This window comes from Flavobacterium sp. 5, assembly GCF_002813295.1.
GTDB lineage: Bacteria > Bacteroidota > Bacteroidia > Flavobacteriales > Flavobacteriaceae > Flavobacterium.
The window spans coordinates 3,440,536-3,457,404 of the sequence record NZ_PHUE01000001.1 but is presented as its reverse complement, the minus strand read 5'-3'; the positions used below and the strand labels follow the sequence as shown (position 1 = coordinate 3,457,404).

Annotated in this window: 14 protein-coding genes; 9 read left to right on the top strand and 5 right to left on the bottom strand. The window is 32.6% G+C overall.

Annotated features, from left to right (window positions below; genetic code table 11):
* The first annotated feature begins 13 nt into the window (after positions 1-13).
* The 5 genes from CLU82_RS14470 (at position 14) to CLU82_RS14450 (ending at position 8,764) form a co-directional block, all read left to right on the top strand.
* Entirely contained in the window at positions 14-1,129 is a 1,116-nt protein-coding gene (locus tag CLU82_RS14470; protein ID WP_100843743.1) for a FecR family protein, read from the top strand.
* Positions 1,130-1,290: 161 nt separating this feature from the next.
* Positions 1,291-5,016, top strand: coding sequence for a SusC/RagA family TonB-linked outer membrane protein (locus tag CLU82_RS14465; protein ID WP_100843742.1), 3,726 nt, complete (start codon positions 1,291-1,293; stop codon positions 5,014-5,016).
* Between the two features lie 12 nt (positions 5,017-5,028).
* Positions 5,029-6,507, top strand: a complete 1,479-nt coding sequence (locus CLU82_RS14460) for a RagB/SusD family nutrient uptake outer membrane protein (protein WP_100843741.1) — start codon at positions 5,029-5,031, stop codon at positions 6,505-6,507.
* A gap of 18 nt (positions 6,508-6,525) precedes the next feature.
* Positions 6,526-7,383 (top strand): substrate import-associated zinc metallohydrolase lipoprotein, encoded by an 858-nt coding sequence (locus CLU82_RS14455; RefSeq protein WP_100843740.1) that lies wholly within the window; start codon positions 6,526-6,528, stop codon positions 7,381-7,383.
* Positions 7,384-7,399: 16 nt separating this feature from the next.
* Positions 7,400-8,764: a DUF4302 domain-containing protein gene (locus CLU82_RS14450; protein ID WP_100843739.1), complete on the top strand. Its 1,365-nt coding sequence runs from the start codon at positions 7,400-7,402 to the stop codon at positions 8,762-8,764.
* 51 nt (positions 8,765-8,815) lie between these two features.
* Here CLU82_RS14450 and CLU82_RS14445 read toward each other — a convergent pair whose 3' ends face one another.
* Genes CLU82_RS14445 through CLU82_RS14435 form a run of 3 tightly spaced genes read right to left on the bottom strand, consistent with a single transcriptional unit; the run spans position 8,816 to position 11,160 of the window.
* A complete protein-coding gene (locus CLU82_RS14445; RefSeq protein ID WP_100843738.1) occupies positions 8,816-10,192 on the bottom strand; it encodes a S9 family peptidase in 1,377 nt (458 codons plus the stop codon).
* A gap of 52 nt (positions 10,193-10,244) precedes the next feature.
* Positions 10,245-10,898 (bottom strand): SdpI family protein, encoded by a 654-nt coding sequence (locus tag CLU82_RS14440; RefSeq protein WP_100843737.1) that lies wholly within the window; start codon positions 10,896-10,898, stop codon positions 10,245-10,247.
* 7 nt (positions 10,899-10,905) lie between these two features.
* On the bottom strand, positions 10,906-11,160 hold the full coding sequence (locus CLU82_RS14435) for an autorepressor SdpR family transcription factor (RefSeq protein WP_100843736.1): 255 nt from the start codon (positions 11,158-11,160) through the stop codon (positions 10,906-10,908).
* Between the two features lie 104 nt (positions 11,161-11,264).
* Between CLU82_RS14435 and bshC the strand changes: the two genes are divergently transcribed.
* From bshC to CLU82_RS14420, 3 genes are all read left to right on the top strand, one after another.
* Positions 11,265-12,857 (top strand): bacillithiol biosynthesis cysteine-adding enzyme BshC, encoded by a 1,593-nt coding sequence (gene bshC, locus CLU82_RS14430; protein ID WP_100843735.1) that lies wholly within the window; start codon positions 11,265-11,267, stop codon positions 12,855-12,857.
* Between the two features lie 33 nt (positions 12,858-12,890).
* Positions 12,891-14,162 (top strand): acyltransferase family protein, encoded by a 1,272-nt coding sequence (locus CLU82_RS14425; protein ID WP_100843734.1) that lies wholly within the window; start codon positions 12,891-12,893, stop codon positions 14,160-14,162.
* 112 nt (positions 14,163-14,274) lie between these two features.
* A complete protein-coding gene (locus CLU82_RS14420; protein ID WP_100429911.1) occupies positions 14,275-14,694 on the top strand; it encodes a nucleoside-diphosphate kinase in 420 nt (139 codons plus the stop codon).
* A gap of 141 nt (positions 14,695-14,835) precedes the next feature.
* Here the strand turns inward: CLU82_RS14420 and CLU82_RS14415 are convergent, their stop codons facing one another.
* Together CLU82_RS14415 and CLU82_RS14410 are read right to left on the bottom strand one after the other, a co-directional pair.
* Positions 14,836-15,132 carry a DUF721 domain-containing protein gene (locus CLU82_RS14415; RefSeq protein WP_100843733.1) on the bottom strand — a complete coding sequence of 99 codons (297 nt, stop codon included), beginning with the start codon at positions 15,130-15,132 and terminating at the stop codon, positions 14,836-14,838.
* Positions 15,113-15,559, bottom strand: coding sequence for a hypothetical protein (locus CLU82_RS14410; RefSeq protein ID WP_100843732.1), 447 nt, complete (start codon positions 15,557-15,559; stop codon positions 15,113-15,115). The genes CLU82_RS14415 and CLU82_RS14410 overlap by 20 nt, the downstream gene beginning before the upstream one ends.
* Before the next feature lie 235 nt (positions 15,560-15,794).
* On the opposite strand from CLU82_RS14410, the gene CLU82_RS14405 reads away from it, so the two are divergent.
* The gene (locus tag CLU82_RS14405; RefSeq protein ID WP_100843731.1) at positions 15,795-16,859 is read left to right on the top strand and encodes a serine hydrolase; all 1,065 of its coding nucleotides are present in this window, start codon (positions 15,795-15,797) and stop codon (positions 16,857-16,859) included.
* Positions 16,860-16,869 lie beyond the last annotated feature (10 nt).

Below are 16,869 nucleotides of genomic sequence, written 5' to 3'. Positions count from 1 at the left end.
CCTTATTGTAAAGATGCAAAAGCGAAATAATTATACTCAAACAAAAGACTTTTTAGGCGATGATTCCTTTCGTCAATGGATTCTGCAAAATAAAAATGCTTCCAACTGGGAGAATTGGACACTCGAAAATCCTGAAAGAACAAAATTAGTACAAGAAGCTCGTTTATGGATTCTTGCTATGAAAGTTGAAGAAACCCAAATGTTAACGGCAACAGTAGAATCAGCTTTAGAAAATACTTGGAAAAAAATTGCCCTTAAAGAAACCACACTTAAAAGTGTTCAAAATCCAAAATCTAAAATTTGGAATAACCATTGGTTTCGATCAGCAGCAGCTGTTTTGGTAATAGCTCTGACATTTTCTTGGAGCTATAACAACTATTTTAATTCAGCAGAAGACAATCGTGTTTATCAGGAACTTCTTACGGAAAATAAAGAAGGATTAGTTGAACAAACGAACAACTCCAAAAAACCTCAAATCATAACTTTATCTGACGGAAGTTCTGTTTTGTTGCAACCAAAAAGTAAACTGAGCTATCCTAACATTTTTACTGGAAATGAACGAAAAGTATATTTATCTGGCGAAGCTTTTTTTGAAATAAGTAAAAATAAAAGAAAACCATTTTTTGTTTTCGCCAACGAAATTGTAACCAAAGTTGTTGGAACGAGTTTTAGAATTTGTGCTTTTGAAAATCAACCCAATGTAGAAGTAATCGTTCGTACTGGAAAAGTAAAAGTTCACTCTAAAGATCAGGGAACCAAGACTTCTTCTGACGAAGTTATTTTATTACCCAATGAAGCTGTACGGTTTGTAAGAGAAACAGCAAAATTTAATAAAATAACAGATATCACCAAAGATGCTATTCTGAAACAAGCTGCAAAAAACATTGAACAATTGAGTTTTGATTTTACTGATATTCCAGTAAGTCAAATATTCAAAACAATCGAACAAGCTTATGAAGTAGAAATTGATTTTCCAAAAGAAAAATTAAAAAATTGCCATTTAACTACTTCTTTAATCGATCAACCTTTGCCAGAAAAATTAAAAATTATATGTAAAAGCATTGGAAATAATACTAGTTACGAAATGAATGGAAACCAGATCATTATAACCTCTCAAGGATGTAATTAAAAGCCGAGCCTATGTAAATATTAAAGATAAAAAAGCGCCGAATATGCTGTAACACATTCGACGCTAAATAAATATCAAAAAAAGCTTTCTGTAAAAAGCATTTTTGGTAAGTTTTTCAGAACACCCCTTAAAAAAGTATTAATCAAAACACAACCAAAATTATGAAAAAACCTGTTGTTAAACAACGATTACTCTATCGAATCATGAAAATAACACTCTTTCAGATGGTATTGGCTTTTGTCTTTTCGACTGTTATGATGGCAAACAGTGCCAAAGGACAGAAAAAACTAGATACAAAAGTCACGATATCTATTACCAACTTGAGTTTATCCAATGCATTATCTAAACTTGAAAAATCAGCTAATGTAAAGTTTTCGTATAATTCAAGAATCACTCAACTTAACCAAAAAGTAAATATTACTGCTAACGATGAATTGCTTTCTACTATTTTAAATGAAATACTTTTACCGTTAAGCATAAACTATTCTGAAGTAAGCAATCAAATTGTTTTAGAAAATATAACTGCTAAAGAATCTACAAATCTTGGTCTTTTAGGAACATTAAATTCTAATTTAATTGCTGCAACTATAGTAAAAGGGAAAGTAATCGATTCTAATGGCAATCCACTTCCAGGAGCATCAGTATTAGTAAAAGGAAGTAAAGTGGCAACATTAACCGATTTTGACGGAGGCTTTTCATTAGAGGTACCGACTGGTAGTACAAAACTTGTAATTAGCTATATTGGTATGCAAACCAAAGAAATTACGGTTTCTGGCGATTATGTTACAGTAGTATTATCTGAATTAGGACAAAATCTTAATGAAGTTATCATTACTACTGGATATGAAAAAACCTCAAAAAGAACTTTTACTGGTGCAGCAAGTAAAATTACTGACAAAGAATTAAAAGTTGATGGTGTAGTTGATGTAAGCCGAATGATTGAAGGTAAGGCTGCCGGTGTAACGGTTCAAAACGTAACCGGTACTTTCGGTACTGCTCCAAAAATTACAGTTCGTGGATCGTCTTCTATATTTGGAGATACAAAACCGTTATGGGTTATTGATGGTGTTGTACAAGAAGATATCATCAATCTTTCATTTGCTGATTTAGCTTCAGGAAACTCAGAAACTTTATTAAGTTCTTCAATTGCAGGCTTAAATGCTAACGATATTCAAAGTATTGAAATTCTAAAAGATGCCTCAGCAACTTCAATTTACGGTTCAAGATCTCTAAATGGTGTTGTTGTTGTTACTACCAAACAAGGACGTAGAGACTCCCCTTTAAAAATAACATATTCCTTAGAACAATCTCTTAGAACTGTACCAAATTACAACCAATATGATATCTTGAATTCTCAAGAATCAATGAGTATATTTAAAGAAATGGAAGCTAAAGGATATTTAGATTTACCAACAACAGTAAATGGAAGATATGGTGGAGCATATAACATTTTAGGAAGAGCAATCAATACCTATGTTCCAGAAACTAATAGTTATTTAGTAAATAATGATCCTGTTAGTCGCAATAATTTCTTAAAAAAATATGAGCTTGCCAATACAGATTGGTTTAATGTTTTATTTAGACCCTCAATTACACAAAACCACTCTTTGAGTTTTTCTGGAGGGGGAAAAAACAATACCTTTTATGCTTCATTAGGTTATTACAGTGACCCAGGATGGACTATTGCTGATCAAGTAAAACAATTATCATCTAATATTAAAGGGACATTTTTTGTAAATGACAAACTGAACATAACACTTTCTACATTAGCTTCTGTGCGTAATCAAGATGCACCTGGTAGTTATGAAAGTGAAAAAGATGAAGTTTTTGGAAAAGTTACCAGAGATTTTGATATCAATCCTTTTAATTATGTTTTAAATACTAGTAGAACTTTAAGACCATATGATGAGAATGGAAATTTAGAATATTATAGAAACAATTGGGCTTCTATGAATATCATAAATGAACTGAAAAACAATTATATGGAAATTGAAGTGAAAGACATTCGCTTTCAACTAGATTTAGATTATAAAATAAATTCACATTTAACATACGATCTAACGGGATCTGCTCGTTACGCAAATACAAGCCGAGAACATAAAATATTAGAAAACTCAAATGTTGTAGGTGCATACAAGGCAGGAACTCCTGAAGGGGAAGATGGCGTGAATACATTGGTTAGAGACCAAAATGTCTTTTTATATCAAGACCCTAATGACTTGACCGCTCCTAAAGTTTCGGTTTTACCGAATGGTGGTTTCTTGAGAAAATTTACAAACGACATGACTTCTTATAATCTTAGAAATAGTATTACCTACAGAAATACTTTTAAAGAAAAACATGAATTAGAAGGTTTCTTCGGAACAGAATTGCGTTCTGTTGATAGAAACAGTGACAATTTCACAGCAGCTGGACTTCAGTACGATAGAGGTCTTACCGCTTTTACTGATCCAAGAATAATCGAAAAAGTAATTAACGGAGGAGATTCTTATTATGGATTTAATGTAGAAAAAGAAAGAACAGTAGGATTCTTCGGAAAACTTGGATATACTTATGACCGTCGCTATACAGCTTCTGTAACAGGTCGTTATGATGGATCAAATAGACAAGGTGATAGTGGTTCTTCAAGATGGTTACCAACTTATACTTTTAGTGGGAAATGGAATCTTTCTGAAGAAAATTTCATGAAAAATGCAACAGCTGTAAACAATTTAAGCTTAAGAGGTTCTTATGGTCTTACTGCAACAGCTGGACCTGCAACAAACTCTTTGGCAATTTACAAAAGTTATGTTACTGATCGTTTCAATCTTGATGATAGAGAATCAGGAATTCAAATTGATCAATTACAAAACGGAAGCTTGACTTGGGAGAAACAATTTGAGACCAATTTAGGAGTTGATTTAGCCATGTTTAATAACAGAATACAATTCACAACAGATGTGTATAGCCGAAAAGCATTTGATTTAGTTGACTATGTTATCACTTCTGGAATTGGTGGACAAAGAATAAAACAAGGTAACAATGCAAATATGGAGACCAAAGGTCTAGAAGTTGGATTTACAACAAAAAATATAAATTCAGCAAATTTCAAATGGTCAACAACATTGAATTTTTCAGTTTACAATCAAGAGATTACAAAATTAGAAAACAAACCTACTGCTTTCGATTTAATTGATGGTAATGGTGGTAATACTGTTGGACATCCAAGAAATTCTATCTATTCCTACCAATTTACAGGTCTAAACAATCAAGGTTTACCAACTTTTATTATGGCTGATGGAGAAAAGGATAATATAACTGGAGCTGACTTTCAAGACAATAAAAATGTTACTGATTATTTAAAATACGAAGGATCGATTGAGCCAAATAAATCTATAGGTCTTGCTAATACTTTTACTTATAAAAATTGGTCATTATATGTCTTTTTTGTTGGATCTGGAGGAAACAAAGTACGTTTAAATCCTGTTTATGACAGTACTTATGATGATTTAACCGTTTTCACTAAAGAATTCACTAACCGTTGGATCAACCCTGGTGATGAAAACTATACAAATGTTCCTGTTATCGCTGATAAACGATTGAATTCAAATTACGGAGGATCAAGAACACTAGCAAGAGCTTATAACACTTATAACTATTCAGATGTTCGAGTTGCAGATGGTGATTTTGTTAGATTAAAAAACATATCATTGAGTTGGGAATTTCCAAAAGATTTCAAGAAAAAATTAGGAGTAACTGCCTTTACTTTAAGAGGTTCTTCAGTTAATCCTTGGTTAATTTATTCTGATAAAAAATTAAATGGTCAAGATCCTGAATTCCGTAATACTGGAGGTGTTGCCATGCCAGTTACCACTCAATATACTTTTGCTATAAACCTTTCATTTTAATATTATAAAATCATGAAAAATTTAAAAATAACACTATTACTTCTAATGCTTATAGGTGTTAGTAGTTGTGATGATTTCCTTTCTGAAAAACCCGACAATAGAACCGAAATAAATACTCCCGATAAAATTTCTGAAGTTTTAGTTTATGCTTATCCACAAATGAGCTATTTTGATATCGCTGAAACAATGTCTGACAACGTATTTGATAGTGGTTTAGCAGAAACATTACAAAAAAATGAACAGAACTATAATTGGGAAATTCAAACAGAAACAAACAATATAGACACTCAGGCTTATTATTGGGATGCTTGTTATAAAGCAATTGCTCATGCAAATACAGCCCTACAAGCAATTGAAGATTTAGGAAGTCCAAGCAGTCTAAATCCACAAAAAGGGGAAGCTTTACTAGCAAGAGCCTATTCGCATTTTATGTTAGTAACTTTTTGGTCTCAACGTTATAACCCGGCTACAGCTAGTTCAACTATTGGTATCCCTTACGTTACAAAACCAGAAACCGAACTAGTTCCTCAATACAAAAGAAACACAGTTCAAGAAGTATTTGACTTTATTCAAAAAGACATTGAAGAAGGCTTACCTTATATAACTAATAATTATAAAGAACCTAAGTTCCATTTTAATAAAGATGCAGCTAAAGCATTTGCTAGTAGATTTTATTTAATAAAAGGAGATTGGAACAGGGTAATTGCATTATCAAATGACTTAGGATCAAAACCTACTGGAAAACTAAGGAATTTTCTATCCTATACTTTAATGAGTCCAGATGACCAACGTGTAAGTTATGCAAGCAGTGATGCTCAAACTAACTTATTAATTGTATCAGCAAATTCAATTGTTGGAAGATCAGCTTCTGAAAGCAGATTTTATCTTTCGGGCGAAAGATATAATGACATTCTCGGCTCTAATACAAATCTTTTTGACAAATACTGGTTGTACAATTTTTATTCATCTAATAGTAGTATAACTGTGTTCATGCCAAAATTTTATGAGTATTTCAAATATACCAATGTAACAGCTCAAATTGGAGAACCTTATGTTGCTGAAGTTTTACTAAGCAATGATGAGTTTTTCTTGAATCGTATAGAAGCTCACGTTATGTCTGGGCAAATAAGTTTGGCCAATGATGAATTAGAATACTTTTTAGGAACTAGAACCGAAGATTACGATGCAACTACAGATAAATTAACCGAAGCTTCAGTTGTTGCTAAATATCCTGTAATTGCAGATGAATACACACCCTTTTACACTATGACTCCAGTACAAACATCTTACATTAAAGCAATTGCCGAAACAAGACGTAGAGATTTTATACACGAAGGGATGAGATGGTTCGATGTAAAGCGTTTTAATATTGTGGTTAATCACGAAATTAACAACCAAGCAACGAATATTTTAGTCAAAGATGATAATCGTAGAGCCTTACAAATACCGCAGCATGCTTCGAGTAATGGTGTCGAATTAAATCCAAGATAATTTTAAAAGTAAAATATCATGAAAATAGTAAAATATATAAAAATAGCAGTTTTGTTTTTGACATCCGTAGTACTTGTTTCGTGTTCTAAGGAAGACCAAGTAGGCGAAAGTCAACTTAATTATAATCAACCTACAAAAACAGAATTAGATAACTGGATAGGTATCAATTATCTTAACCCTTATAATATTAATGTTCAATATAAATGGAACCAAAATACGGTAGATAATAGTCGTTATTTATTTCCACCATTAGTAGAAAAAGTACAGCCGGCACTCGAAATAGTTCAAAAAATATGGCTTGATAGTTATAAAACAATTGGAGGTGCAGATTTTGTAAAAAAAATTGCTCCTAGAGAAATTGTTTTAGTTGGAGGAGTAAATTTAAATAGTGTAGGCACTCGAACTCTAGGATTAGCCGAAGGAGGTCAGCGAGTAACACTTTTTGAAACTGATTATATCGATAGAACAGACCGAGCTAACATTAAAGAGTTTATACACACCATTCAACATGAGTATATTCATATTTTAAATCAAAACAAACCTTTTGACGAAAAATCTTGGGCAGCAATTACTCCTGTTGGATATACTGCCGATTGGTACAATTATCCAATTCCTGTCTCAAACGAAATAGGTTTTATTACTAGTTATGCAAGATCAAATATAAATGAAGATTTTGCAGAAACAGCTTCTGTTATACTAATTAACTCAAAAGTAGAATATGCTGCTTTTTTAGCAGGTATTAAAAGTCCAACTGCCCTTGCAGCTCTAAAAGCAAAAGAGGCATTAGTAGTAAAATATTTCAAAGATGCTTTTGAGATGGATTTTTATGCTTTACGCGATGAAGCTGAAAAAAATACGAATGCTGTAATAAATTAATTAAACACCAGTAATTATGAAAGCACAAAATTTATATAAATATCTAGTTATAGGTCTCATAACCTTACTACTCGCAGCTTGTTCAAATACAGATGCTGAACAAAAATTCGATCAAACACCAACTGAACGATTAAATGCACAAAAGGACGAATTAAACAACTTACTACTTTCTTCAGGATATGGCTGGAAATTAGTTTATTTTACAGATAATACAATATTAGGAGGTTATACTCATTTAATCAAGTTTGCAAAAGATGGAACTGTCGAAATGGCTTCTGATTTTGATGACGACACTGCAATTTATAAAAGTGAATATGAAATTCAACTAGGAAGTACCCTTAGCTTAGTATTTACAACTGCAAACAGGATTCATCTTTTATCTGAATCAGATAATTACCCAATTGAAGAACTTAAAAGTAAAGGATACTTAGGTGATTTTCAGTTTTTATATTACGGACAAGAGAATGGTGAAATTATTTTTAGAACCAATAGAGTAAATACAACCACTAAAACTAATCCAGAGTTACGTTTCGTAAAAGCAACAGCTGAAGATTGGACAGACTTGCACAAAAATATCGACATGATTGATAATGTCATTGGAGCTCCAACTAGACCACTTTTTAGATCACTTGAAACTAATGATGGTAAAACAATTCATCAATTTGATTTTTCTTTTTCAGAAATTACTCGTTTTGCCGAGGCAAACTCTTTAGAAGCTGGTTACTCTGTAGCTTACAACATGGGAATTGGTTATTCTCCAACAGGTATTGTCGTTAGTCCAGTAGTAGAAGTCGGAGGCCAAAAATTATCAATTTTCACCTATAATGATACTGATGGAAGTTTTACAGCAACGGGTACAAATGGTGTAAGTGCAACTATTAAGTATTCTACTACACCTCCTATTTTAACGGATGATTATAAACAATTATTAGAAGGTCAACCACAATCGGTTTATGGCTATATCGCAGCTTACTTGTATTCAGCTCCATCAACTTCGCAGTATTGCAAAGATTTATTAGACAAAGCAAATGCAACTTTACCAGCAAATCAACAAATTAGTAGGATTCAATTTCATTTTAATACACCATATGGAACCTATATTGAATACCGATTTACTGGAGGAAAAGCATCATTATATCATACTGTAACTACTTCTGAAGATGCAGATAAAAAAACCATGATTCTTACCAACGTTTATTGGGATGATGGAAGTGCTATAATTGATACACCTCCATTTTTAAAAGAAATTGATGACGAACTTACTAATCCAAACGGACTGTATGTTAAAAAAGAGACTTTTAAAGTACGCTATCCTAATACTATATGGACATTTTCAAGTACTTCAAGTAATTTCAGGTTAACGACATATGACCTGAATTAATTTTTTGAATTTTAGTTTAAAAGGTTGCCCCTCAAAAGGCAGCCTTTTTTATTATTTCACTTGTAACAAAATCCAATTTGAGATTTCCTCCAAAGCCGTTGGAGAAAAAGTTTGTTCAATTGTTGCATATTCATCAAGAGAACCTGTTTCACATTCTTGAAACAAATGATTTAAAGTAGGCATCTTTTTAGTTGTTCCCTTTTTATTACCTCCTTTAGCAAGAGCCTTACTTATAGCTTCTAGATTAACATCGGCTGGGACTTGTAAATCTTTCTCTCCGTTAAGCGCCAATACAGGGCATTTTATTTTCTCTAAAGCTACTGCTGGGTCCAACTTTAAAAAATAAACCATCCAAGGACTTGTAATTTGTGAAGACAGTGTTTTAATCTGATTATCGACCATTTTATCGCCTAATTTCGTTATTAGATAACCATTCACTTTACTTTTTAGCATAGGATCGGTAGCAGGCGAAGCAACTATTATATCATATGCTCCTTTAAAAATATCTTGCCCTTTTTTAATTTCATTTTCTGAAACTCCCATCTGACGTTCTAACTTTTCTTTTTGCAAAAGCATCAATTGATCTCCACGAATTCCAGTTCCTGCCAACAATACAATGAAATTTATGTCTTTAGAATTAGCTGCAACAATAGGCGCTATAATTCCGCCCTCACTGTGACCAATTAATCCAATTTTACTTTTATCAATTTCTTTTCTAGTTTGCAAATACGCTACTCCAGCTCGAACATCATTTGCAAAATCTGAAGTAGTTGCCGTTTTAAAATCACCCGTTGATTTACCAACCCCTCGATCATCAAATCGCAATACCGCTATCCCTTTTTTAGTCAAATAATCTGCTAAAACAAGAAAGGGTTTATGTCCAAAAATTTCTTCATCTCTATTTTGTGGTCCACTGCCCGTTATCAAAATTACAACCGGAAATTTACCTTCTTTTTGTGGTAAACTTAAAGTCCCCGCTAAAACATTCTTATCAATTTTGTTTTCAAACGTTACCTCTTCTGTATAATACGAATATGGTTTTTGTGGCTCTTGAGGTCTTTTTACAACTTCGCTTTCTGCAAATCCTCTGGACAAATTCATTACAAAAGATTGCCCGCTTTGCGAAAAATCACCAACAATTTCATTCTTAGAATTCAATGTTCCCACATAAACAATTCCTGCACTTGGTATACCTAGTTTCAAAATACCATTCTCAAAACTTGTTTCAGTCACAGGAATTCCTTTAGCTCCTTGATCAGGACTATCCATGGTCGAACTGTAGCCTTTATCACTCTTACTAATATTAAAAACAAGTTTTAATTGTCCGCCTGGAACTTTCAACACACCATTCCATTTTCCTGTAATTTCTTGTCCGAACATACTCAAAGAAGCAAAAATTGCAACTAAAAAAAATACCGTTGTTTTCATCTTATTGAATTTAATAAAAAAACCAAATTGAAACTAAATCATTAAAAAACTCTTATCCTCTTTTCTCTATTTCTTTAAATTTAATATAGGAATACACCATTGGTACAAGTGCCAAAACTGTAACAAACAACATAAAAACAGGGAATAAAAATTCAATATCCAACAACAATGCTCCTAAGACAATTAGCAAACCACCCACAAGCCAAAGTTTCCCTGCAAAAACATGAGTTAACTTCCAGACCTCATTGTTCTCTAATGTCCAAGGTGTGCGAATTCCTAAAAAATAATTGGGCTGAATCACTTTGAAATAATTTCCCATAGCTATGAACAAAATTCCAACAGCAACAAAAATAAAATTAGGGCTTGAAAAAGATAAACTCTTAGAACAATAAATAACAAACAATGCCAACACAGAACCAAACAAAACAACAACAAACTTAATTTGGTCAAACTTACCTCCCATTAGAGCAATTCTCTTTTTAGGATCAATTTTCGGAATAAGAGAAAAAAGAACATAAATAAAAACTGGTAACATAAAAGGTACGCTGATCAAAAAAGACTTATCTCCCCAATGATCAATATCACCCTTAGCACTCCAATGTGTTGGAACTTTTTCTGGCAAAGAGTTCCAAATAAAAGCCAAATAAATAAACGGCATTAATACTATTCCGACAATAGGCAATTCTTTTTTAAAAGTTGAATTCATCGTGTTTTTATTTTTTTAAAGTTAAAATCCATTGCAAAACATCTTCCATAATAGTAGTATTGATGGAATAGAAAATAAATTGTCCCGATTTTTCGGCAGTAATCAAATCAGCTCGTTTCAAAATATCCAAATGATGGGAAATACTCGGCTTAGACATATTGAACTGATCCGCTATTTCACCAGCAGAAAGGCTTTTTACTTTCAACAGTTCCAATATCTCCCTTCGTGTGGCATCATTCAATGCTTTAAATATATCATTCATTATTTAAAGTATTTATATATTTAGACAAATGTCTAAATACTTTTTTAATCCACCAAATCATTTTTACATTATTATTTGGTATTTTAGCATCAAATAAAAAAAATATGCCAACCGACTGTATCAGCTATCAAAACTCTGGGTATTTCACTCCTTTGATGAATGATTATTTAGAACAAAAAACAGATTTAAAACCTCTATATAATAACTTTCCAACGCTAGAAAACTTTGAAAAACAAATTATTGAAAAAAAACAAAACTTCAATAATGAAAATCGAATTACACTGGTTTCTACATTAAAAGAACAATATTCGTCAATTGAAGTTTCTAATTCAACCCAACAAAATATTGATCTTTTAGCACACGAAAATACTTTTACAATAACCACAGGACATCAACTCAACTTATTTAGTGGCCCTTTGTATTTTTTATATAAAATCATTTCGACTATTAATTTGGCTAAAGAATTAAAAGTTACTTATCCAAGTTATAATTTTGTTCCCATTTATTGGATGGCAACCGAAGACCACGATTTTGAAGAAATTAATTATTTTAATTTCAGAGGCAAAAAATTTCATTGGAACGCAGAAAGTACAGGTCCTGTTGGTCGTTTATCTACCGAAGGTCTAGATGATTTTTTAGAAATTTACAAATTAGAAATAGGTTCCAGTACGAACGCCAATACCATCAAAAAACTCTTTGAAGATTCGTATGTCAAACACAATAATCTAGCCGATGCAACTAGATATCTTGCGAACGAACTTTTTAGAATATATGGATTAGTCATTCTTGATGCCGATAACCAAGATTTAAAACGCAATTTTATTCCATATATAAAAGAAGAATTACTTCAACAAACTTCCTTCAAAGCGGTAACTAAAACAATTGAAAATTTAAAGAACTATACCATTCAGGTAAATCCTCGTGAAATCAATTTATTTTATATTGAGGATAATTTACGTGAAAGAATCATTTTCGAAAACGGAATTTACAAAGTCAACCATACCCAAATTCAATTCACAGAAAACGAAATTCTAGCATTGTTAGAAAACAGTCCGGAGAAATTCAGTCCTAATGTTATCATGCGTCCGTTGTATCAGGAAGTGATTCTCCCAAATTTGTGTTACATTGGCGGAGGCGGAGAAATTGGGTATTGGCTGGAATTAAAATCTTTTTTTGACACTGTAAAAGTTACATTCCCTATGCTATTATTGAGGAATTCTGTGCTTTTAACAACCGAAAAAGAAAGCAAAAAAGCGGATAAATTAAACCTAACTTGGTCTGATTTATTTTCAAAACAAACAGCTTTAATCAATCGCATTACCCAAAAACTATCCGATTATCCAATTAATTTTGCAGAACAAAAAGAAGTCTTAAGAAAACAATTTGATACGTTATTACAACTAGCTAACCATACTGATAAATCTTTTTTAGGAGCAGTAAAAGCTCAAGAAACAAAACAAATAAAAGGATTGAACAATCTTGAAAAAAGATTACTCATTGCTCAAAAAAGGAAATTTCATGATGAATTACAACGCATTATTGACTTGCAAAACGAATTATTTCCTAATCAAAGTCTACAAGAACGCCAAGCCAATTTCTCTGAATTTTATCTAGAAAATGGAGAGCATTTGATACCAAAACTAATGAACCAACTCAAGCCTTTAGAAAACAATTTCAACATCGTTGTCTTGTACTAAAACTATAACCTATTATAAAAAACCACAAAACCAATGACCAAAGACCGTCTTATTTCGCTTGATATTTTCAGAGGATTAACAATTTTATTAATGACCATTGTCAATAATCCAGGAAGCTGGGCAACAGTTTACCCCCCGTTACTACACTCCGAATGGCATGGTTGTACACCTACCGATTTGGTTTTTCCTTTCTTTATTTTCATCATGGGAGTAGCGATTTCATTTGCAATGCCAACCAAAGCATATGACAATACCACATTCAACAAAATTTTCACTCGTTCATTACGCATGGTATGTCTAGGGATATTTTTTAACTTTTTTGGAAAAATACAACTCTTCGGATTGGAAGGCATTCCTTTAGTTTTTGGACGTTTAGTAATAACAGCTATAGTAGGATACGCGCTTATGGGAAATTTTAATGCAAAAATAAAAACCTATTTAGCCGTTTCTATATTTTTCATTTATTTAATATTATCCTATATCGGTATTGAAGAATATAAAATTGTACGATTACCCGGAGTATTACAGCGCATCGGAATTGTCTATTTCATTGCTTCACTTTTATATCTAAAAACAACACAACGTACACAATTACTAATAGCAATTGGATTATTATTGGGCTATTGGGCAGTAATGACCTTAGTCCCAGCTCTAGGTTTCGAAATTACTAATCTCGAAAAAGGAACTAACCTTGCCGCTTGGGTCGATAGTATTCTATTAAAAGGTCACATGTGGGAAACCACTAATACTTGGGATCCTGAAGGAATTCTGAGTACCATTCCATCCATTGCAACAGGAATAATTGGTTTATTGATTGGTCAATTGCTTAACAACTCAGTATTGAAAACTGAAAAAGCAAAAAAAATGTTCATTATTGGAATAATTCTTATTGTTTTGGGGCAAATTTGGAACCTTGTTTTCCCTATAAACAAAGCGCTTTGGACAAGTTCTTTTGTACTATATACAGCTGGGCTCGCAACCCTGACCCTATCCATTTTATACTATTGCATAGACATTGCCAATTATAAAAAAGGAACCAAATTATTCCTTATTTGGGGAGTGAATCCAATGATTGTTTTCTTCCTTTCTGAAATTATTCCACAAGCAATGGTGATGATTTCCTTTCCAAATCCAAAAACACCCACTGAAAACATCAATCTCTTGGATTATCTATATGTAGCAGGAGTGAAACCATTTTTCAATAACGAAATGAATGCATCACTAGTATTCGCCCTGCTTTATGTAGGATTATGGTCAATTATGCTAGCCTATTTCTACAAAAAGAAAATGTATTTTAAAGTTTAAGAAAAAGAAAAAACAATAGAAATAACAGCTTTCCAGTATTAAATTGCTAATTTCATAAAATAATTAGATAAAAAAAGTATATTTTTGCACAAAATTTTAAAACACAGAAAAAATGGCAACTAATAGAACTTTTACGATGATTAAACCTGATGCAGTTCAAAACGGACACATCGGAAATATATTAGCAATGATTACAAACGGTGGATTCAAAATCGTTTCTTTGAAATTGACTCAATTAACTGTAGCTGATGCTCAAGCATTTTATGCTGTTCACGCTGCTAGACCTTTCTACGGAGAATTAGTAGAATTTATGTCAAGAGGTCCTATTGTTGCTGCTATCTTAGAAAAAGAAAACGCTGTTGAAGATTTCAGAACTTTAATTGGTGCTACAAACCCAGCTGAAGCTGCTGAAGGAACTATCCGTAAAGCATACGCAACTTCTATCGGAGAAAATGCAGTTCACGGTTCTGATAGCGACGAAAATGCTGCTATCGAAGGAGCTTTCCATTTCGCAGGAAGAGAGCAGTTCTAGTATACAGATTTGTGCAGATTACAGATATTATAAAAAATCCCGTTCTATAAAGAATGGGATTTTTTATATAAACCAATTTTATCTTTTTTTTAAAATTTGCAGTCTGTATGTATCTGCCAACTAAAAACTACCAACTGCCAACTATCTAAGTACCACATCTTTCACCACATCCCTACTCAATTCCTCATTAATCATTTTTATAATCTTAGACTTACCGTGACTTAATTCCTCACGCAACACCGCCGATGTTAGCTGAACATATAGCGTAGAACCTTTCAAAACCACATTATTGGTATAACTGTTCACACCATTACCCATCAAATTACGCCAGGCATCCTTCACGTCAATCTCATCCATGCCATATTGCAATTTATTGACTTCAATAATTTGCTTCAAGACATCCCCAATAGTACTTTGATTATTTAGTCTTTTTGCCATAGTCATCGAGCTTTATCGGCCCCGTTTTTTTATAATGATATTCTTTTTTCTCTGAATTTAAAACCACCAATTCTGTAGCAGTCAAAGCTAATACTTCCTCACTCCATTTCATATATGGTGTGCTGTAATCTAAAAAAGTTTGATCATCTGCAAACCGAATTTTTACATTTTCAAACGTATCATTCACCAAAAAAGTACCATCCAATTGTGGCATAACCTTTTTCCGAATCCCAATGTTATTTTTATCAATTTGAAAATAGTCGAACGATTCATTCACACCGTATTTCTTATCATTTCCATCCTCAAAAACGACTTTTTTAATTTCCCAATATCCATTGATTTTTGCAATATCAGCTGGTTCAATTTTCTGCTTGCAGCTTGTCATTAATAAGACTACTACTATCAAAATACCAAATACTTTTTTCATAAAACAATTATTACTTTTAAGGAACTTAATCCTGCTATTCGTTGTAATCTTTTCTATTTTTAAAGAAAAAACAAAAAAGGATTTCCACTTCTATCAGGGCTAGTGCACCCCTTTTTAAATACACCTTCTTAGTACACAAAGTTAAACTTTAATACTCCAAAGAAAATAAAAAAATACAATCTCATTAAACTATTTTCTATAATTTTGGTCATACCCTAAACTAACCATTATAACCATGTATAAACCAACACTATTGCTATTCGTTGCATTTTTTTGCATCAATTGCTCTTCAGATATTACAGAACCAACCCCAACACCTTCTGAAACATTATATTTCCCACCGCTTTCAAATAACAGTTGGGAAACCAAATCCATAGAAAGTATCGGTTGGAAAACATCGTCTGTGCAACCTCTTTTAGATTATCTAGAACTCAAACACTCCAAAAGTTTCATTATCCTTGTAAACGGTCGTATCGTAATGGAAAATTATTTCAATGGTCATGATGCGACCACGAATTGGTATTGGGCAAGCGCAGGCAAAACATTAACATCAACCCTAACAGGAATTGCACAACAGGATAATTTAATCAATATAAACGATAAAGTTTCAAAATATCTGGGAACAGGATGGACAAGCGCCCCTATTGCAAAAGAGAATCTAATTACTTGCAAACACTTATTAACGATGACTTCAGGTCTTGATGATACTACAGATAATGTTACTCCAGAAAAATTAATATACACTGCCGATGCAGGAACTCGCTGGGCTTACCACAATGTATATGTAAAGCTACAAGATGTTGTTGCAGAAGCCTCTGGACAAACTTGGGCAAACTACTTCAATGCAAAATTAAGAGACAAAATTGGCATGAATGGACTTTGGTTACCAATGGAAAACAACATTGTTTATTGGAGTACCACAAGAAGTATGGCTCGTTTTGGCTTACTTATATACAACAAAGGAAAATGGAACAATGATGTAATCCTGAATGAAAATTATTTCAACGATGCTACTACTACTTCACAAAACATCAACTTAGGATATGGTTATTTATGGTGGCTGAACGGCAAAACCAGTTATCATTTACCACAATCGCAACTCACCATTCAAGGAAGTATAATCCCAACAGCACCAAACGATATGTTTATGGCTTTGGGTAAAAATGACCAGAAAATCTACATTGTTCCAAGCAAAAAAATGGTCGTCATCCGAATGGGAGAAGCAGCAGACAATGTCAATCTTGCTTTATCTGATTTTGATAAAACTCTTTGGACAAAAATAAGTGCGTTGTATCAATAACATTATAGAA

Excerpts from the sequence above, each read along its gene's own strand:
- CLU82_RS14470 (WP_100843743.1), top strand. The coding sequence starts at position 14 with ATGCAAAAGCGAAATAATTATACTCAAACAAAAGACTTTTTAGGCGAT.
- CLU82_RS14465 (WP_100843742.1), top strand. The coding sequence starts at position 1,291 with ATGAAAAAACCTGTTGTTAAACAACGATTACTCTATCGAATCATGAAA.
- CLU82_RS14460 (WP_100843741.1), top strand. The coding sequence starts at position 5,029 with ATGAAAAATTTAAAAATAACACTATTACTTCTAATGCTTATAGGTGTT.
- CLU82_RS14455 (WP_100843740.1), top strand. The coding sequence starts at position 6,526 with ATGAAAATAGTAAAATATATAAAAATAGCAGTTTTGTTTTTGACATCC.
- CLU82_RS14450 (WP_100843739.1), top strand. The coding sequence starts at position 7,400 with ATGAAAGCACAAAATTTATATAAATATCTAGTTATAGGTCTCATAACC.
- CLU82_RS14445 (WP_100843738.1), bottom strand. The coding sequence starts at position 10,192 with ATGAAAACAACGGTATTTTTTTTAGTTGCAATTTTTGCTTCTTTGAGT.
- CLU82_RS14440 (WP_100843737.1), bottom strand. The coding sequence starts at position 10,898 with ATGAATTCAACTTTTAAAAAAGAATTGCCTATTGTCGGAATAGTATTA.
- CLU82_RS14435 (WP_100843736.1), bottom strand. The coding sequence starts at position 11,160 with ATGAATGATATATTTAAAGCATTGAATGATGCCACACGAAGGGAGATA.
- bshC (WP_100843735.1), top strand. The coding sequence starts at position 11,265 with ATGCCAACCGACTGTATCAGCTATCAAAACTCTGGGTATTTCACTCCT.
- CLU82_RS14425 (WP_100843734.1), top strand. The coding sequence starts at position 12,891 with ATGACCAAAGACCGTCTTATTTCGCTTGATATTTTCAGAGGATTAACA.
- CLU82_RS14420 (WP_100429911.1), top strand. The coding sequence starts at position 14,275 with ATGGCAACTAATAGAACTTTTACGATGATTAAACCTGATGCAGTTCAA.
- CLU82_RS14415 (WP_100843733.1), bottom strand. The coding sequence starts at position 15,132 with ATGGCAAAAAGACTAAATAATCAAAGTACTATTGGGGATGTCTTGAAG.
- CLU82_RS14410 (WP_100843732.1), bottom strand. The coding sequence starts at position 15,559 with ATGAAAAAAGTATTTGGTATTTTGATAGTAGTAGTCTTATTAATGACA.
- CLU82_RS14405 (WP_100843731.1), top strand. The coding sequence starts at position 15,795 with ATGTATAAACCAACACTATTGCTATTCGTTGCATTTTTTTGCATCAAT.